Consider the following 17,661-nt stretch of genomic DNA (forward strand, 5'->3'; position numbering starts at 1 on the left):
GCGCGCCGACGGGAGGATCGATGTCCGCGTGGAGAAAACCGTGGTGGCCGGTGGCCGCCCTGTCCGGAACGGTGGCCGCCGTGCTGATCTCGGCGGTGCCGCCCACCGCGCCGCCCGCCCGGGCGGCGGACCGGACCACCGCGCCGGTACCGGCGCGCTATGCCCACCAGCAGTTGCACTGGCAGCCATGCGCGGCGAAGCCCTCACTGGAGTGCGCGCGCATGACCGTGCCGCGCGACTGGCACCATCCGGGAACCGGGGCCGACCTCACCATCGGGGTGTCCCGGCACCGTGCGACCGGCCCCGCCCGCCGGCGCGGGGTGCTGATGATGGCGGCGGGCGGGCCCGGGGCCTCGGGACTCACCCGGCCCGCTGACTTCGTCGCGCGCTCGCCCTCCGTGGGAGCCGCGTACGACGTGGTCGGCTTTGACCAGCGCGGCGTCGGCAGCAGCACGCCCGCGCAATGCCAGACCGACGCCGAGTTCCGGGAGTTCTACGCCCATGACTTCCGCGATCGCTCACCCGCGGCCCTCCGCGGTGTCCTGGCCCGCTCGCGGCAGCTCGTCGCCGGCTGCCTGCGGCACAGCGGCGATCTGGTCCGCCGGCTGACCACCGACCAGGCCGTGCGCGACATGGACTTGTTCCGTGCACTGCTGGGCGTGCGCAAGATCTCCTATTACGGCCCCTCGTACGCCACCTGGCTCGGCGCCTACTACGCGACGGAATTCCCCCAGCGTATCGAGCGCGCGGTGCTGGACAGCAACGAGGACTTCAGCGGCACATGGCAGCACGCCCAAGGCGGTCTGCCGAAAAGCTTCCAGCGACGCTTCGAGCACGACTTCCTGCCCTGGATCGCACGCTACGACACGACCTACCACTACGGACGCACGGCCGCCGCGGCCAAGGCGAGGTGGGAGGCACGCCGTCGCGCCCTGCACGAGCGCCCGCTCACCATCGGCACGCTGACGATAGGACCCAATCAGCTCGACAACCTCACGATCCAGAGCATGTACAACGCGCGGCAGTTCCCGCAGCTGGCGGCCGCACTCAGGGCCCTCGACCACTGGCCGTCCACCACACCGGCCGAGCGCACCCGGGTCGCCAAGCTCTTCGCGAGCTACCTGTCACCGGGATTCGCCGCCGTGTACTCCTCGGTGACCTGCAACGACACCCCGTGGCGCGGCGACCTCGACTACTGGCTCGACCGCAGCGCGAAGGACGCCGCGGCCTATCCGCTCGTCGGGGCGCGCGAGCTGGCCTACGCGGCGACCTGCGCGGCCTGGCCGGTCTCCGACGCGCCGCACGTCCACGTCACCGGCCGGGGCCTGCCCACCACACTGATGCTCAACTCGGTTCGTGACCCTGCCACTTACTACGAGGGCGCACGTGCGGCACACCGTGCGCTGCGCGGTTCGCGGCTGGTCACGGTGACGGGAGGCGGCGATCACGGCCAGTACCAGAACGGCAATGCGTGCGTGGACGGCATCGTGAACGCCTATCTCCTCGGCGAAACCGCTCCGGACCATGACGTGACCTGCGCGGCGGACCCGCTGCCCGTGCCCGCCGGAAGGGTGGCTCCCTCTCACGCCCGGCGGACGAGGAGTTCGGTGTTGCGGTCCGCCGCGGTGCCCGCCATTTTTTCGTGGACGCCGTCGGTCAGGCCCGCGGCGAGGCCGGGGGCGTTGTAGGACAGCTCGCGGTAGAGCGAGGCGAGGCCGACCGATGAGAGGTCGTCGAAGTCCGTGTGGTGCGGGGCGGCGGATTCGATGAGGGTGGTGAACAGGGACAGCGTCCCGTCGTGGTTGTCCACGAGTTCGATGATCCGCGCGTGCTGGGGATAGTCGACGTGCGAGGCGGTGTTGACCTCCCAGAAGGAGCGGGCGGCCGTCGGGTGGGCATGCGGCGTGATGTGGTTGATGTGGCTGTGGCCGTTGATCCATGCCACCACGTTCGGGAACCGGCTCAGCAAGGCGATGACCTCTTCGCCGTCGTGCCGCTTCTCCTCCGAGCGGGCCGCGTCGGGGCGCCGGGTCATGCTCGGACTGTGGTGATGGCTGAACACCAGGATGTGCGCGTCATCGGCACCCGTGTTGCGCACCAGCCGTCCGTCCTCGTCGTAATGGCGGGCACTGTGCGCGGCCAATGTCCGTTCCAGCCACCGCAGTTGCTCGGTGCCCAGGGATCCTTCGTAGTGGCCGCTGCGGTAGGTGGTGTCGATGCTGATGCCGATGACACCCTCGGCGATGGTGAAGGAGTAGTACATCCGGTCACCGTCGAGGTGGTTGTCGGTGTAGCCGTGTCCGGCCGGCCCTGCTCCGGCGAAGTCCGGGTTCAGATGCGCCCGCAGGTACTCGTGGGGTGTGAACATCCGGCGGCGCTCGTCGGCGGTCACGGTGCGGGCACGGGAGGCGTTACGGCGGAGGATGTCCTTGAGCACGGTGCTCTTGGGGTCGTCGCCGCTGTCCAGTACCTTGCGGAAGGCGGCCACATCGGCATCCGGTACGGAGAACAGCTTGCGCGCCCCGGTGATGTACTCCGTCAGCACGGGGTCCTGCGGGGCCAGACAGCCACCCGGCAGATCGTCGTGGTTGCCGGGCGTCGAGTACCAGGGAAGTCGCAGGCCGGGGCTGACGACCGGGCGCATCGCGGCTTCGAGGTAGCCGGGGATCGCCGGCAGTCCGCGTCTCTTGTCCTGGTCGCGCAGGCCGCTGTCCGGATGCCAGTACAACCCGAGGCCGGAGTCCTGTACCCCCTCGTACGAGGTCGGGTCACCGGTGTTGGGCGTGATGCGGCCACCGCTCATGAGGGTCAGGAACCACTCCAGTTCCACCATGGAGTGGTTGTCGATGTTGTCGCCCGTGGACATGACGAAGGCCGGCGGCCGGCCGGTGTGCGGCCCCGTGCGGACCGCGTTGGCCTGTTCCACCAGTGACACCGCACCGGCCACCGACAGCGCCTCCTGCGCCCGCCACGATCCCGGCGATCCGACACGCAGGTACTCGGTGCGCAAGGGGCTCTGGACGTCGGCCACATGAAGGTCGGTGAACTGGAGGAAGCACGCCAGAGCGGTCCGCCGGTCCTGGCGTCCGGACGAGGCGGAGGCGAGCTCACCCCGGACGACCAGGGGCCATCCGGGACCGGAGGTGATCCGGCGGTAGCCGCCGCTGCCGACGAGGCGGGCCGTGGTGTCGAGGGTGGTGGTGCCGAACGGGGCCGCGCGCCGCCCACCGGCGTGGCCCGGCGACGTACGGGTGAGGGGCTGTGCGTGTGCGGTGCCCGGGGCACCGCTGCTGCTGCGCCGGCTCGGCAGTGCCCATGCGGCACCGGCTCCGGCGACGGCGGCACCGGAGCTGAGGAGGAAGCGACGACGGTTGGTGGGGACGTGGGTTTCTATACCGGCCATAAGGCCCTCCGTGCCGTGGCCGGTGTGCCTGACCACAGCGGTGTCACCAAGCGGAATGTCTCATTCCAGATCCTGGGTGGCGAGCGTGACCAGAACTTGAACGGGCCCGGAACTGGGCACACCCATTACCCATCGGCAGGGTCCGCCCCCTCAGTGGCGCCCCCGTAGCGTTCCGGTGGCTCCCCGGTGACGCGCGGGGGCTGTGGCGAGCGCCCATGGCGGAAGAGGCCATGCGTCGGCCAAGTCGCCCCGGCGCCGCCACGCCGAGGCGCGCGGCGGAATGTTGCCCTTTCCCTCGCTGAACCCCGCCGCGCCATGGGTGAGTTCCCGGGATGAAGACGGCGTGCCGGTGTGTATCGGCGAGCACATGCACTGCGGCGTGCTGCAGCGCCGCCTCGTTCTTGTCGCCGAGGCAGCCCGGTTCCACGCCGGCCGGCTGCTGCACCAGCCCCGGGGCGGGCGGGAGGACCGAAAGAACAGACAGAAGGAATTCTGTGGGCTAGCATGCTAGCAATCTAGCGAGCTAGTATCCGTGTATGGGTGACACGGAAGTCAAACAGTTCAACGTGTATCTGCCGCTGGGGCTGATCAGGCAGGTCAAGCATCACGCGATCGAGAGGGGCATGTCGCTGTCGGCGCTGGTCGCCGACGCGTTGCGTGCCTACCTCGACGACGCCCATGGACAGCGGGAGCACGCTTCCGGAAAGGAGTCATGACATGGCAACTGAAGGTATCGAGGCGGTCTTCGTGGAGACCCGCAACTGGGGGAAGACCGCCGGGTTCTTCCAGGAACTGGGTTACGAGTTGGAGACCTCCGCCGGCGACGGTTCCGGCGTGTTTCGCAACGGGGAGGGCCCCTATTTCGTCGTGGTTGAGGTCCCTGAGGACCGGGAGCCCGGCGTGCAGGTCGCACTGAAGGTGCCCGATGCGGATCTGTTCCGTCCCGGCCCCGCCGTGGAGGTGGCCACCGCGTTCGAGGACACGCACTACGGCACCCGGGAGATGACCGTACGGGACCCCGACGGGCGGCTGTGGAGTCTGCAGGCCCCCGCCAAGAGCTGACATCCGGCTCGTGCCCGGGTGGGCGGTTCTCCTCGGCCGGCGGTGCCGGCGCCCTGCCCGGCCGGTCTGCGGCAGTGACGATATTCGCGCCGCTGGGCAGTGGCACGGCGCCGGGCAGGAGAGACGACAGCACGCCGCTGCCTCTCCTGCCCGTGCGCGCGCACTGATCGAACCTCACGAGTCGAATTCCGGGGAAAGGTACGGCGGTGCACCGGCCCTCCCAGGGCGGATACCGAAGCTGGCCGGCCGTCGGAAAGCCGGGCCCTTTTGGGACACCAGAAGCAAAGGACGAAGTTCGCATGAGCAGTAGGTGGCGTGGCAATCCCTGGGCGGTGCTGCTGACGCTCAGCCTGGGATTCTTTATGACACTGCTGGACCTGACGGCCGTCAACGTGGCCATCCCCAGCATGGTCGGCGACCTGCATGCGTCGCTGGACGAGGTGTTATGGGTGATCAATATCTACATCCTCGTTCTCGCCGCACTGTTGATCACATTCGGGCGGCTGGGCGATGTGCGCGGGCCGCGCACGATGTTCATCGGGGGCGTCGCGCTGTTCACCGTGGCGTCCGTGCTGTGCGGCCTGTCGCGGGATCCGGCCCAGCTCATCGCTACCCGGGCGGCGCAGGGGCTGGGGGCGGCAGCGCTGATGCCGCAGACGATGACGATCATCATCGGCACCTTCCCGGCGGAGCGCCGGGGAGCCGCGCTCGGTGTCTGGGGCGGTGTCGCGGGCGTGGCCACGATCGCCGGGCCCACTCTCGGCGGGCTCCTGGTCAGCACGGCGGGCTGGCGGTGGATCTTCTTTGTCAACGTTCCGATCGGCGCGCTCGTCCTCGCGATGGCCGTCACGCTCGTGCCCGGCATCCGGCACGGCAGCCGCCGGAAGCTGGACGTGGTGGGCGTCCTGCTCGCCGCGGCAACGCTGGTATGCCTGACCTTCGCACTCACCGAGGGCCAGCGCTACGACTGGAACGCCGGGATCTGGGCCCTGCTGGGCGCGGCCGCCCTGCTGCTCGTGCTGTTCCTGCTTCACCAGGCCGCCCGGCAGCGCCGCGAACCGCTGCTGCCCTTCGTGCTCTTCCGCGACCGCAACTACACGGTCATGAGCTTCGTGTCGGCGACCGTCCAGGTCGGGATGCTGGGCCTGTTCCTGCCGGTGATGATCTACCTGCAGTCGGTGCTGCGCTTCAGTGCCCTCACGGCCGGACTGGTGATGGCGCCGGCCATGGTGGTGTCCGCGGTGCTGTCACCCGTCGCGGGCCGGATGGCGGACCGGATCGGCGGCAAGTACGTCCTGATGGCCGGCCTGACCCTGTTCGCGGCGGGTATGGCCTGGCTCACCTGGGTCACCGATGTCGGCCGCGCGTGGTGGGAGTTCCAGCCCGCCCTGATCACGGCCGGGGTAGGTATCGGCTGTGTATTCGGCCCGATGGTCACGGTCGCCATGTACCACGTGGAGCCCACGATGGCCGGGGCGGCGTCCGGTGTGCTGAACACGATCCGCCAGATCGGCACCGTGATCGGCAGTGCCGCGGTCGGCGCCGTACTGCAGAACCGCCTGTCTGTCTCGCTGCAGGACGAAGCGGCAAAGCGGGCTGCGGGCCTCCCGGCCGGTGTCCGCCGCCAGTTCCTGGAGGGTTTCCGTAACGCCGCCGAGAGCGGTCAGGAAGTCGGCGTCGGGCAGAGCGGCGCGGTGGTCCACCTGCCGCAGGGAACGCCGACGGGTCTGGTCCACCACATCGAGCAGGTGACGGCCGCCACGTTCCAACAGGGGGTCGTGCACGCGATGCGGCCGACCCTGGCACTGCCCATCATCGTGATCACGGTCGGCGCCCTCGCGTGCTTCTTGGTGCGACGCCGACAGGCCGGCAGCCCGCGCACCGCTCCCAGGCCGGCCGACCTCGGCACGTCGGCCTGATAACGGCTGGAGACGACCGCCACGCGCCTGAGGCAATGTCATCTGGGGCAAGCCCGGGGTGCGCCGGCCTCAGGGGTGGCGGCCCTCCAGGCTGATCAGCAACGTGCGCAGCGTGCCATTGAGCGCGCGCTGTTGCTCGGGTGTGAACGCGGAGAGCAGGGTGCGTTCGGCCTCGGTCTTGGTGGCGAAAACCTGCAGCGCGCGGTCGAGGCCGCTCTCGGTGAGCGTGACGAGAACGCTGCGGCGGTCGGTGGGGTCGAGCTCTCTGCTGACCCACCCTTTGGCTTCGAGTCGTGATACGCGGTTGGTGACGGCTCCGGTGGTGAGCCGCATCTGTTCCAGCAGGTCTTTGGCGCTGAGGCGATGGTGTGGTGCCCTGCGCAGACAGGCCAGCAGCTCCAGCTCCCACAACTCGATCCCGTGTTGCGCCAGTTCGCGCTTGAGCTCGATCTCCATGTGGTGAGCCACCCTCCGCAGGCGGTACACCAGCGCCTTGGATTCCAGGTGGGGCAGGTCGTGCGCGCTGGAGATGACGTCGATCATGCCGTCGACACGGTCGCGGGGGGAGCTTTCGGTCACGCGTGGGAGCCTACCAGCGCGTCACGAAAAGGCGAACGTTAATTATCTTCATGTTAAGTTAATTGCGACGTCTACCGCCCGCCGCGTGCCGCCCGCCGCGTATCGAGTGCCGCCTACGGCGCATCGCGTACCGCGTACCGCGTACCGCGTACCGCGCATCGAAAGGGAGAAGTCATGGCGCCCACCAGGCGTGAAAAGCTCGGCCAAGTCGTCACCGCCGCCGGTATGGCGGCCGCGCTGCCGTCGGTCTGGCAGACCGTCACCCACATCACGGATGACACCTACCGGGCGCCCGAGGTGCGGGACGGCGCGGGCCATGTGCAGTACCACATGGCCCGCGAGGCCCTGGTCACGGCGGGCAGCCTGGCGGCCATCGGGATCGGCGTGCTCGCCGGGCCACGGCGCGGCCGGCCGCTGTGGGGCGCCATGGCGGCCGCCGGTGCCGGATTTGCGGCGGCGATGTGGTCCGGAGGCCCCACGACAGGTGTCTGGGCACCCAACGAAAAGGCACTCGCGGTGCACATCGCCTCCACCACCGGTCTCGCCACGGGGATCTGGCTGCTGCACCCCGAGCGGGGGAGCCGGTGAGCGTCGAGGTGATCGTGGCGGGCGGCGGGCCGGTCGGGCTGCTGACCGCCGCCCTGCTGGACGCCGCCGGGATCACCGTGGAGGTGCTGGAGCGCAGGACCGGCCGGAGCGAGCAAGCCAGGGCCACCACGATGCACCCCCGGACCCTGGAAGTCCTGACCCTGCTGCGCACCGAAGACGACCGGCGGCTCTCCGACATCCTGGTCTCGCTGGGGCGCCCCGAACCGAAGGCGCACTTCGCCGTACTTCCGGACCTGCTCGACTACGCGCAGCTCGACACGCCCTATCCCTTTGTGCTGATGGTCCCGCAGACGACCACCGAGCGCGTGCTGGCGGCTCACCTTCGCCTGCGCGGCATTGCTGTGCACTACGGCCACGACGTCAGCGGGTTCGCCCAGGATGCCGACGGGGTCGAGGTGACCGTCAACGGCGGTGTGCGCAGGGCCGGTTATCTGGTGGGTGCCGACGGCGCACACAGCCTCGTACGACGGCACGCGGGCATCGACTTCCCGGGGACCCCGCCCTCCATGGTGGGCTTCGTCGCCGACGTCACCCTGACCGACCCTCCGGACGGGGCGGCGCACTACTGGGACCACCGGCACGGTCAGCTCAGCTTCCTCCCCTTCCCCGAGGGTGCTTACGGCCTCTCCGACGGTAGTGCGTACCGCGTGTTCGGCACCGAAGCCGCGGACACCCGACTCACCTCCGACGAGGTACGCGCACGCCAGGCGCGCTCCCTGACCCTCGACGAACTGCGCGCCATCCTGCGCCGGATGACCGGCAGCGACCACGGACTGCGTGACGGGCTGTGGCTGTCCACGGCCAACGACACGACACGGCACGCCGTGAAGTACCGCGCGAACCGCATCTTTCTGGCCGGTGACGCGGCACATGTCCATCTCCCCGCCGGCGGCCAGGGACTGAACGTCGGTCTGCAGGACGCCGCGAATCTGGCGTGGAAACTGGCCGCCGAGATCCACGGCTGGGCTCCGCCCTTGATCACCGGTGGAGCGGCCGGCTACGAAAGCGAGCGCGCCCCCGTCGCCGCCGGACTGGCCGGCAACACGCTGGCCCAGGCAGCCTTGATGACCACGTTCACCCCGGCGGGTGCCGCGCTGCGCGACCTGATGAGCGCGCTGATCGCCAAGGGCGGCGACACCGCGGACGACCTGACCGCCTGGTTGTCCGGACTCGGCCTGTCCTACCCCCCTCCTTTCTCCGGGCACCCCTTGGACGGCTGCCGCGCCCCCGACCTCGAGCTGTCGGACGGCACCCTGCACCGCCGGCTGGCGGTCGACCGGTTCCTGCTCGCCGACTTCACTCCGGACGCCGTCTTCACGCCGCTTCGCTCGGCCCGGGTCGAGGTGGCGCAGGCCCTCCCGTGGTCGGGGCTGTCCGCCGCGCTGGTCCGCCCGGACGGCTATATCGCCCGCGCCTGGACCGCCCCCGGCATCGAGGAGGTGGCCGCCGCGCTCCGGTCCTGGACGACGCCTGCGCCTGCGCCTACGCATCTGAGCCCGTGAGCCCGTGAGCCCCGAGCACTGGTGCCGGGATCCGACGGGCGGATGCGGTCTCGTGCCCCGGCCGTCGACAGCGGCCGGGCAGCCGTACGACCGGGCCGGAATCGGCTGCAGCGGTATGGCCCCGCCTGCCACTCATCGGTAACTTGTCGGTGCCCCGCCGGCGGTGCGCCCGTCGCGGGGCTGCCCGCCGGGCGGACCCGACGGGCACACCCGACGAAGCAGGCGGATGACGTGAAGCCTCTCCTACGCCCGGCGTGTAGTGCCGCGGCGCTGTGCCTCGCCCTTGTCCTCACGGGCGGCCCGGTCCCGGGCGCGGCCGCTGCCGTTGCCCCTGCCAGGCCGGACGCCCCCGCTGCCGGTACGTCGGCCATACGCCCATCCGTCGCGGCGTCGGCCGTACCCACATCCGCCCAGGCGTCGGCCGTCCACGTACCCGCCGCCGCATGGACGGCACCGCTGTCCACCAGAGGCCGCTATATCGTCGACGCCGACGGCAAGCGGTTCCGGTTGAAGTCGGGCAACTGGGACGGCGCGCAGGGCTCGTGGAACGGTTCGGGCGACATCAACGACGCCGCCGCACACCACAGCGGTCAGAACTCCCACGGCATACCGCTCGGCCTCGACCGCGTGGGCATCGCCTCACTGCTGCACGACTTCCGGGCCCTGGGCCTCAACAGCATCCGGCTGCCGTTCTCCAACGAGTTGATCCACTCCGACGCCCCGGTGCCGGATGCCGCGGTCGCCGCCAACCCGCAGCTACGCGGCAGAACACCGTTGCAGGTCTTCGACGCCGTGGTCGCAGCCCTGACCGCGAACGGTTTCGCCGTCATCCTCAACAACCACACGAACACCACCCGGTGGTGCTGCGGCCTCGACGGCAACGAGCGGTGGAACAGCCGCCAGAGCACGCGTCAATGGGCTGACGACTGGGTCTTCCTGGCCCGCCGTTACCAGGACAACAGCCGTGTCGTGGGGGCGGACCTCTACAACGAAGTGCGCCGTGACGTCTGGGACGACCCCAACTGGGGCCTGGGGGACAACCACGACTGGCAGGCCGCCGCCCAGGAAGCGGCGGACCGGATCCAGACCGAGGCCAACCCCCGGCTGCTCCTCATCATCGAAGGCATCAACTGGACCGGACTGCCGGTGGACGGCCTGCCGCACGGCCGTCCCACCCTCACCCCGGTCCGTACGCTCTCGCACACCCTCGTCCGCTCCGGGAAGCTCGTCTACTCGGCCCACTTCTACGGCTACACCGGCCCGCACCACAGCGGCGCCACCGGCGTGGGGGAGACCAGCGACCCTCGCTATCAGGACCTGCCCCGCGACCAGCTGCGCGCCGTACTGCAGGATCAGGCGTTCTTCGTCTCCGCCGAGTCCGGACAGCACTTCACCGCGCCCCTGTGGATCAGCGAATTCGGCATCGGTGCGGATGAGTCGGGTGCCGCGGCCCGCGCCTGGTTCGCCAACCTGACGGATGTCCTCGCCGACAACGACACGGATTTCGCCTACTGGCCGCTCGTCGGCTGGAGCACCGACGCCCAGGGCCGCCCTGCCGGGGACAGCTGGGCCATGCTGCGTTACGACCGCGCCGGGCACCGCAGCGGAATCCTGGACGGCAACGACTGGCGTACCACGGCGTGGCACCGGCTGCAGACGGCACCACAGCGGACCGGCCCTGTGTCACCGACCCCGTCCTGGCACCAACTCACCCTGGACCACCGGGATTTCGTCCAGTCCCTGAGCGCCCGAGCTCTGGGCGACTGGGACGGCGGCGCCCGCAAAGCGGCGTGCCCCGACGGAGAACGGCTGATCGGCCTCAGCCACACCCAGGGGCGCGGTCTGTGCACCGACGCCCCCGCGGCCCAGGACCTGCGCACGCCCGGAAGCACCCCCGAGGTCGTACGCGACGAGCGCTATGTTCCGGCCGGTGGCGACTGGGCACCCGGCTACAGCAAACTGCAGTGCCCCGCGGACCACTTCCTCACCGGTTACAGCCTGCGCGGGGAGTCGGTCTCCGCCGCCCTGTGCATGCCCGCCCGCACCTCCCTGGGCACCACGGACCAAACCCTGTGGTTCGACCGTGGCGACCACCGCCCGCCCAGCGACCCCGGCGGTGACTTCGCCTACGGCCACTACAAAGGCCAGTGCCCCTCCGACACCTACGCGGCAGGCATCGCCTACACCCACCGCCCCGGACACCGAGGCAGCCCCGACGCCCTGCTCTGCCGACCGCTTTCCTGATGCCGCTGGGCCCCCTGCCTCGACGGCCGTGACGGGATGTCGGCCCTCCGGGCCGGGCCGGGCCGCCGGCGGGCGGTCAGGAGACGAAGTCGCCGAGGGCGGGCAGCGGAGCGGACGCCTCGAGCGAGCCTATGCAGACGATGGCTTCCTCGAACTGGAAGTAGGAGAGTCCTTCATGGCGGGGGCCGATGACGAGCAGGTTGTCCCCGCAACGCCAGGCCGCGTGGCGCCAGTTGCCTTCTCCCATGGCCGCCGTGCCGCCTTCGATCGTGATGTCTTGCTCCGGTGGACCGAGCCGTTGGGTGAACGCGGCGACAGCCGCGTCGATGTGCGCGTCGAACACCGCACGTTCGGCGTGTGCCTGGCTGGACCAGCCGGGCAACGAGCCCCACAGGTCTTCGCTCCAGTCATCGTCGTCGACCCAGTAGAAGTGGGCGAATGACACGGCAAGGGCGTCCCCGAGATGGGCGAGGTGCCCCTCGGCGGTGACGAACGAGTCTTCCCACGGCAAGTCGTCGCCGGCTTCGCACCAGCCCAGACGCCGCATCGCCGCCTCGGCGACCGCCCAGTCGCCCAACGGCAGTTCCGCCAGGCCGGCGATCTGTTCCACCAGACGCGGGGTGAAGGGGCATGCGGCGACGTGAAAGGCGATGTCATCAGGGGCTTCGTCGGTCATGGCAGGACGATATCCGGACCGTACGCGTGTTTCAGGGCCGGGTTGGCAAGGGGCGGAGGCGGTGTCGGGCGGAACCGAGGGGGCGATGAGGTCCGGGGAATTCAGGTCGGTTCCTGCAGGGGAGAGGGGCCGGCGGAGGCCAGCGGGAGGCGCATCTGGAAGCGGGTGTCGCCGGGGACGGAGTGGAACCGCAGGTCCCCGTTGTGCTTGTTGACGACGCTCCGCCAGGAGATGTCGGCGGCGCGGCGGCATGCGCCGTCAGGGCGCGGGGCGTCTCAGCCTGCGGCCCAGGAGGAGGGCTCCCGCGCCCGCGATCAGCGCGGCGGCGGCGATGCCGGTGATGCGTGCGGTCGCGGCGCGGGCGTCATGGGCAGCCCCCGTGGCGGGCAGCGCAGGACGGGCGGAATCGGCCGCGGTGGCGGCTTGGAGGACGAGGCCGGTGACCGCTTCGGGGTGGGAGACCATGGCCACGTGGGAGGAGTCGATCTCCACCGTGTGGGAACCCGCGCGCTTCGCCTCGAAGCGTTCCTGGTCGGGGTTGATGGTCTTGTCCTGCTTCGCGACGAGGGCCCACGACGGCAGGTGTCTCCAGGCCGCCGCCTTGGCCTGCTGAGAGAACGCGGTGGTGGCCACGGGCCGTTGGGTCGCCGCCATGAGCCTGGTGGTGCGCTCCGGCAGGTCGGCGGCGAATACCTGAGGGAGCCTGTCGGGCTTGAGGTAGAGGTCGGTCCCGCTGACGCCGTCGGTCTGGTAGGGCACGGACCTCGTGGCGGTGCCGAGTTCGCTGGGGAACCCGGCGGCCAGGGACATCCCGCTCTCACCCACGTCGGGCATCAGCGCCGCCACGTACACCAGGGACTTCACCCGGGGGTTGCCCGCGGCGGCCGAGCTGATCAGGGAGCCGCCGTAGGAGTGGCCCACGAGGACGATCGGACCCTTGATGCTGTCCAGTACGGAGGCGAGGTAGGCGGAGTCGTTGTACAGCCCGCGGAGCGGATTGGCGGGGGCCATGACGGCGTACCCACGATGTTGGAGCCGTTCGGCGACCCCGTTCCAGCTGGAGGCGTCCGCGAACGCCCCGTGCACCAGCACGATGGTGGGCTTGGCCGTGGTCGTGCCCCCGTCCGCGGTGGCGGGGGCCGCCACGGACGCGCACAGGGCCATGGCGCACCCGGCCGCGAGGGCATGTGTGCGACGTATGCGGTGCCGTGAGCCGAAAACCGGCAATGCTGCCATGGTGTTCACGCCTTCCATGAGGCCTACGGCACCTGAGTGTTCACCTCTCCGCGCCGGCGCGCGCGGTCACGCGCTCCGAACGGGTCACCGCAGGGGCTGTCCCGGTGAATGCGGAGCCAACGGGTTTCCGGGACCTGCCTCGTAGAGGTCATTGGTGCCGGACGGCAGACGTACCCCCACGCGGTCGCCCACGCCGATCCCGGCCGCCGCCAGCCGGCGCCGTAGTGCATCGACCGCACCGGCGAGCTCCCGGTAGCTCAGCGAGGTCTGTCGTCGTCCAGGGCCGGCTCGCGCGGATGGAGCAGGACGGTGAGGTCCAGGACGGTGAGGTCCAGGACGGTGAGGTCCAGGACGTCCATGAGCGTCCGCGCAGCGGGAGCCGTCCGTCCGCCGAACACGGCGGGAGGGCCGTCGACGCGTTCACCGACGGGATCCTGCTCCCGCGCCATGCGCCCCGACACCACCTCACCATGCGCTCCTCGCCCTTCGTTCCCCCGTGCCCCCCTTCCACGACCAGGCCGGGGCGGGGGACCGGGGGCGTGCACCTCGTGCCGCGCGGCCCTGCCCTGATGCCCCGCCCGGCTCCGGCACTGCACTGCACGGCACGGCACGGACCGCGTGCATCGCCCGCGGGGACTCACTCACCCATCCATGCGGATATCCGGTATCCCGCGATGCTCGGCGAGGATTGCGGGCAAAAGGGTTGTTTCACTCCGTGCCGGTGGTGTTGCGCCGGTGGTGCCATGGCGGTGACGTCAGCCGAGCAGGGTGCGGGCGATTTCCAGAGCGAGCCGCAGTTTCAGTGAGTTGCCTGCGGCGGTGGCCGTGGCCAGGAGTTCTTCGGCGCGTTTGACGCGGTAGGTGACGGTGTTGCGGGCCACGTGCAGGGTGCCCGCGGTGGCCCGCAGCGAGGCCTCCTGATCTGTCGACCCCAGCACCCCATGCCCCAGGCGGCGCGACCGGACGGCGCCCTCGCGCAGGACCGCCGGTGCCCGGCCCCCGACCCGATCGGCGCGGCCGGACCCGTTGCAGGGCACGGACGCGGCGGCCGGCTGCAGGAGACGGGGCTGCACTTCGACGGTGACGGTCACCTCCGTCCCCCGATCGACGGCGCGCAAGCATGCCCATCGCGGGCGTACGGCATCTCCAGGCGGTCCAGGGCGGTCCCCATACGACCGAGGTCGTCGGGGTCGTCGGCGGCGACGACCAGCTCGTCCAGTCGGCGGCGGGCCCCGGGAACGACTTGCCGAGCGCGAACTGCGATGCCGGCCCCTGGAGTTGGATACGGCGGGCCGAGAGATCCTGCCCCAGCGTGAGACCGGCGACGTGCTTCCAGGCATCCTCCGCACGCACCCGATGGGCGCGGAGACCGATGACCGCGACCAGCTCGACCTCCCAGTCCACCATCCCACTGGGCAACTCCACCGTGTCGTACGGGCCGGCCAGCGAGGTCGGATACTTGGTGAAGACGGCCGGCTGAGCGGGAGTATCGAGGGCGGACTCCTCGATGTGATCCGCGTAGTTCAGCGCGACCGCGAACGCCTGGCGCGGGCGGGGGACGGGGGCGCCAACCTCGATGCCTTCGCCGACTGCCTCAGCGGTGGCTTCGGGACGCCCGACGACGATGACTATGTGGTGGAGTGGCGCGACCACCAGGTATCTCGCGAGCATCTCGGTTATCCGGAGACAGCTCGCCAGTTGGAGATCCGGTTGTCACGCTGTCACCCCACGAACCGCTCTTGTGTCAGCGCCGACCTTGCCACAGCGAGAGAAGGGCGCGGATCCACTGTCTTCGACTGGCTCGTCGAGATCTTCGACGATCGCGCTCCCGGCATCCTGCGACTCCAGTGACTGGTCACGAGGACGCCTTGTTCAGCACGCGGGGGAGGTGGACGTGGAGATGCTCAACATCGACATCACAGCCGCTCTCACGAAGTGCTCGTGCAAGGAGTTCTACAAGTCCGCTGGCCCTTTTCCGCACTAAGAGGTCGTCCTTGGCTGACGCAGGACCCGGACGGCTTCGAGGGTTCGCCAGCCATTGCCGTTGACGGGCTGCAACGTCTTCATTTGCGGTCGTGCAAGAAGGCAGGGATCTCGTCGCGGGTCGGGTAGTTCGGCAGGGGGGCTGGCTTGTCCTGAAGGAAGGCGGTGATGACAGCGGCAGCTCGGTCGTTGTTGTCGTCCAGGCCGTTCCACATGTGGTGTCCGACTCCGGGCAGGTACTGCGTGCGCTGGATGGCGGGGTCATTGGCAAGGACGGTGGTCTCCCATTGACGAACCTGGGAGGAGCACTCGGCGATCATCAGCATCGCGGGGGTCCGGGAGCGCCTCAGCTTCGAAGCGATGGAGGGGGAGTCCTTGACCGTCTGCTGGATGCGGAGGCTGGCGGCGGGACTGAAGGAGAAGTTCCGTGCGGTGTCCTCGGCGGGGATGCGGTGTGCGTCGCGCGCGCAGTAGGCGGATGCGGTGTCGCTGCCGAGGTCGGCGGCGGTGAAGGCGTTGTCGCCTTCGGCCTGTCCGATCAGTCCGGTGTCGGGGGTGAGGAGCCCGAGTCCCATAAGGCCGAACGCCACGGCGTACCGGGGGACGTGCGTCGATCGCGGTCCGGTCATGGCCGGCGCGAGGCCGCGCGCGGATTTTCGGCCCCTGCGCCCGGTGATGTGTGCGGTGGGGCCGTCCATGGGGCCGGGCTCAGCAATGATCGCCCGGTGCAGGCGGGCGGCGACGCTCGGGTCAGCCAGGGCTCGGGTGAGCACGGCCCCGCCTGAGGAGAATCCGAGGATGTCGACCTTGCCCTTGTTCAGGCGGTCGGCGAAGGCGGCGAGGTCACGGACCGACCTGGAGATCGTGTACTGGCCCATGGGAAGCAGGTCGCTTCGTCCGCCACCGGCCTGTTCATAGGCGTAGACGTCATAGCCCTGGCGTGCCAGGAGTTGCAGGAACCGATGGTCGAGCACCGAGATGCCACGGACCGGTCCGCCGTTGAGGTACACGAACGGGATGGGATGCCGGGGGCCGGGGTTCGCGGGCGGGTAGTGGTACACCGCTACCCGGCTGCCGGTGGCCAGGCTCCAGTGCTGCGTGGCCACGAACGGCAGGGCGAGCGGGTATCGCCGGGCCGTCGGCACCGTCGGGATACAGACCGACGCCGTCAATGCTGCCGCAACAACCACCGGCAGAAACGGCACGAGCCGCGCCGGCCAAGTACGGCGCCGACCCAGCCACATCGCGAGGACAGCTCCGACTCCAAGGGTCGTCAACCATGCGGCGAGCCCCGAGCCTGCCCCGTCCGTGAGGGCGATCAGTGCGAGAAAGACGACGACCAGCATCGTAACGGCGGCCAGGGCCAGCAGTAAGCGTCCGGTGAAGCGGACGAGACGTATGGCGGACGTGGGCACGACAGACCTCCAAAAATTTCAGAACGCTGTTTCAAAACGACGTTATCAGAGGGGGTAGGCTGCTGGCCGTGGGTAGGCCGAGAACAAACGACGAGGCCGTCAAAGAGCGGCTTGTGGAGTGCGCGACCGAGATGCTCGCCACCCGTCCGCGAGAGTCGCTCACGGTCCGCGCCGTGGCCGCTGCCGCCGAGGCGTCGACGACGGCGGTGTACTCCCTGTTCGGCGGTAAGGACGGGCTGATCGGTGCGGTGCGCGATAGAGCCGTCGCCGGCCTGTTCCAGGACGTGTCGGCGGTGCAGACCTCCACGGACCCGCTCGCCGACCTCTACGCGCTGGCCGTCGCCTACCGTCGCTGGGGGCGAGGACACAGCCACCTGTACACGGTGCTGTTCGGTGGTGTGCAGTCTTTCGACCCGTCGGGGGAGGTCGGTGCCAGTGACCCCATCCGTCCGCTCCTCGCGGCGATCGATCGCGCCGTGACAGCGTCCGTCCTCGTCGGCGAGGCAACGTCGATCGCCCTGTCGATCTGGGCCACCCTCCACGGGCTTGTGACTCTTGAACTGGCCGGGGCCTTCGACGCCGCGACGGCCGAGGCCGCATTCCGCTCGACGATTCACGCCACGTTGCGCGGATGGACGACCCCGGCGGTGTTCCGCAGTCTTCGCCAAGCAGAACTCGCTCATTGACAGGATCAGGGCCGGTTATCGGGGCCCTCCCGGTCCCTGCCGGGGCGAGGGTGCGTGGTCGGTGAAGACCGGCATGCCAAGGTCGACCAGCTGCGGCCGACCATCGGTCGGAGATCGCTTGAGGCTGTTGAGCATGACCATCGCAGCGTCGAAGCTGACCTGGAGTCCCTCGACCTCGCCGAGCCGGCCGTTGGCGCGGGCTTCGCTGATGCGCTCTCGGAGGTTCTGGATGATCTCGATGAGGCGTGGCCTCTGGCGGGGATCCATCTGGAGGACGGGGCAGCGGATGCAGGCTTCTCTGAACTAAGAGATGCTGCGGGTAGGGGCGCCGTCGCGAGCGCCGCGAT

The 17,661-nt window shown here is 69.9% G+C and carries 17 protein-coding genes and 1 pseudogene; 9 read left to right on the plus strand and 9 right to left on the minus strand.

What is annotated here, in order from left to right:
- The first annotated feature begins 20 nt into the window (after nucleotides 1–20).
- Complete coding sequence (locus CFW40_RS34275; RefSeq protein ID WP_176956292.1) at nucleotides 21–1,688, plus strand: alpha/beta hydrolase; 1,668 nt, start codon at nucleotides 21–23, stop codon at nucleotides 1,686–1,688.
- On the opposite strand, the gene CFW40_RS34280 is transcribed toward CFW40_RS34275, so the two are convergent.
- On the minus strand, nucleotides 1,583–3,403 hold the full coding sequence (locus tag CFW40_RS34280) for a TIGR03767 family metallophosphoesterase (RefSeq protein WP_088801605.1): 1,821 nt from the start codon (nucleotides 3,401–3,403) through the stop codon (nucleotides 1,583–1,585). The two genes, CFW40_RS34275 and CFW40_RS34280, sit on opposite strands and share 106 nt — an antisense overlap.
- A 536-nt stretch (nucleotides 3,404–3,939) precedes the next feature.
- Here CFW40_RS34280 and CFW40_RS34285 point away from each other — a divergent pair.
- From CFW40_RS34285 to CFW40_RS34295, 3 genes are all read left to right on the plus strand, one after another.
- On the plus strand, nucleotides 3,940–4,119 hold the full coding sequence (locus CFW40_RS34285) for a CopG family transcriptional regulator (RefSeq protein WP_088801606.1): 180 nt from the start codon (nucleotides 3,940–3,942) through the stop codon (nucleotides 4,117–4,119).
- A 1-nt stretch (nucleotide 4,120) separates the two neighbouring features.
- Entirely contained in the window at nucleotides 4,121–4,465 is a 345-nt protein-coding gene (locus CFW40_RS34290) for a glyoxalase (protein ID WP_088801607.1), read from the plus strand.
- A 299-nt stretch (nucleotides 4,466–4,764) separates the two neighbouring features.
- Entirely contained in the window at nucleotides 4,765–6,384 is a 1,620-nt protein-coding gene (locus CFW40_RS34295; RefSeq protein WP_088801608.1) for an MFS transporter, read from the plus strand.
- Nucleotides 6,385–6,453: 69 nt separating this feature from the next.
- Here CFW40_RS34295 and CFW40_RS34300 read toward each other — a convergent pair whose 3' ends face one another.
- The gene (locus tag CFW40_RS34300) at nucleotides 6,454–6,963 is read right to left on the minus strand and encodes a MarR family winged helix-turn-helix transcriptional regulator (RefSeq protein ID WP_218136776.1); all 510 of its coding nucleotides are present in this window, start codon (nucleotides 6,961–6,963) and stop codon (nucleotides 6,454–6,456) included.
- 174 nt (nucleotides 6,964–7,137) lie between these two features.
- Here CFW40_RS34300 and CFW40_RS34305 point away from each other — a divergent pair, with 174 nt between their 5' ends.
- From CFW40_RS34305 to CFW40_RS34315, 3 genes are all read left to right on the plus strand, one after another.
- Complete coding sequence (locus CFW40_RS34305; protein ID WP_088801609.1) at nucleotides 7,138–7,551, plus strand: hypothetical protein; 414 nt, start codon at nucleotides 7,138–7,140, stop codon at nucleotides 7,549–7,551.
- Nucleotides 7,548–9,074 carry an FAD-dependent monooxygenase gene (locus tag CFW40_RS34310; protein WP_088801610.1) on the plus strand — a complete coding sequence of 509 codons (1,527 nt, stop codon included), beginning with the start codon at nucleotides 7,548–7,550 and terminating at the stop codon, nucleotides 9,072–9,074. Before CFW40_RS34305 ends, CFW40_RS34310 begins: the two co-directional genes overlap by 4 nt.
- A gap of 231 nt (nucleotides 9,075–9,305) precedes the next feature.
- Nucleotides 9,306–11,318 carry a cellulase family glycosylhydrolase gene (locus CFW40_RS34315; RefSeq protein ID WP_256331122.1) on the plus strand — a complete coding sequence of 671 codons (2,013 nt, stop codon included), beginning with the start codon at nucleotides 9,306–9,308 and terminating at the stop codon, nucleotides 11,316–11,318.
- A 76-nt stretch (nucleotides 11,319–11,394) separates the two neighbouring features.
- Here the strand turns inward: CFW40_RS34315 and CFW40_RS34320 are convergent, their stop codons facing one another.
- From CFW40_RS34320 to CFW40_RS34340, 5 genes and pseudogenes are all read right to left on the minus strand, one after another.
- The gene (locus CFW40_RS34320) at nucleotides 11,395–11,994 is read right to left on the minus strand and encodes a hypothetical protein (protein ID WP_088801611.1); all 600 of its coding nucleotides are present in this window, start codon (nucleotides 11,992–11,994) and stop codon (nucleotides 11,395–11,397) included.
- Between the two features lie 258 nt (nucleotides 11,995–12,252).
- Nucleotides 12,253–13,230 (minus strand): alpha/beta fold hydrolase, encoded by a 978-nt coding sequence (locus CFW40_RS34325; RefSeq protein WP_306427451.1) that lies wholly within the window; start codon nucleotides 13,228–13,230, stop codon nucleotides 12,253–12,255.
- A 257-nt stretch (nucleotides 13,231–13,487) separates the two neighbouring features.
- Nucleotides 13,488–13,679: a hypothetical protein gene (locus tag CFW40_RS38800; RefSeq protein ID WP_176956291.1), complete on the minus strand. Its 192-nt coding sequence runs from the start codon at nucleotides 13,677–13,679 to the stop codon at nucleotides 13,488–13,490.
- 306 nt (nucleotides 13,680–13,985) lie between these two features.
- The gene (locus tag CFW40_RS38540) at nucleotides 13,986–14,348 is read right to left on the minus strand and encodes a helix-turn-helix domain-containing protein (RefSeq protein WP_088801613.1); all 363 of its coding nucleotides are present in this window, start codon (nucleotides 14,346–14,348) and stop codon (nucleotides 13,986–13,988) included.
- Between the two features lie 172 nt (nucleotides 14,349–14,520).
- Nucleotides 14,521–14,856, minus strand: a pseudogene (locus CFW40_RS34340) (fumarylacetoacetate hydrolase family protein); the annotation flags it as partial.
- On the opposite strand from CFW40_RS34340, the gene CFW40_RS34345 reads away from it, so the two are divergent.
- Nucleotides 14,740–15,081, plus strand: coding sequence for a barstar family protein (locus tag CFW40_RS34345; protein WP_256331121.1), 342 nt, complete (start codon nucleotides 14,740–14,742; stop codon nucleotides 15,079–15,081). The pseudogene CFW40_RS34340 and the gene CFW40_RS34345 overlap by 117 nt on opposite strands.
- A gap of 212 nt (nucleotides 15,082–15,293) precedes the next feature.
- Here CFW40_RS34345 and CFW40_RS34350 read toward each other — a convergent pair whose 3' ends face one another.
- Nucleotides 15,294–16,628: an alpha/beta hydrolase gene (locus CFW40_RS34350; protein WP_256331120.1), complete on the minus strand. Its 1,335-nt coding sequence runs from the start codon at nucleotides 16,626–16,628 to the stop codon at nucleotides 15,294–15,296.
- A gap of 68 nt (nucleotides 16,629–16,696) precedes the next feature.
- Here CFW40_RS34350 and CFW40_RS34355 point away from each other — a divergent pair, with 68 nt between their 5' ends.
- A complete protein-coding gene (locus CFW40_RS34355) occupies nucleotides 16,697–17,314 on the plus strand; it encodes a TetR/AcrR family transcriptional regulator (protein ID WP_088801614.1) in 618 nt (205 codons plus the stop codon).
- Nucleotides 17,315–17,329: 15 nt separating this feature from the next.
- Here the strand turns inward: CFW40_RS34355 and CFW40_RS34360 are convergent, their stop codons facing one another.
- Nucleotides 17,330–17,581, minus strand: a complete 252-nt coding sequence (locus tag CFW40_RS34360; RefSeq protein WP_218136774.1) for a hypothetical protein — start codon at nucleotides 17,579–17,581, stop codon at nucleotides 17,330–17,332.
- Between the last annotated feature and the right edge of the window lie 80 nt (nucleotides 17,582–17,661).

Source organism: Streptomyces sp. 2114.4 (assembly GCF_900187385.1).
GTDB classification, from domain to species: Bacteria; Actinomycetota; Actinomycetes; order Streptomycetales; family Streptomycetaceae; genus Streptomyces; species Streptomyces mooreae.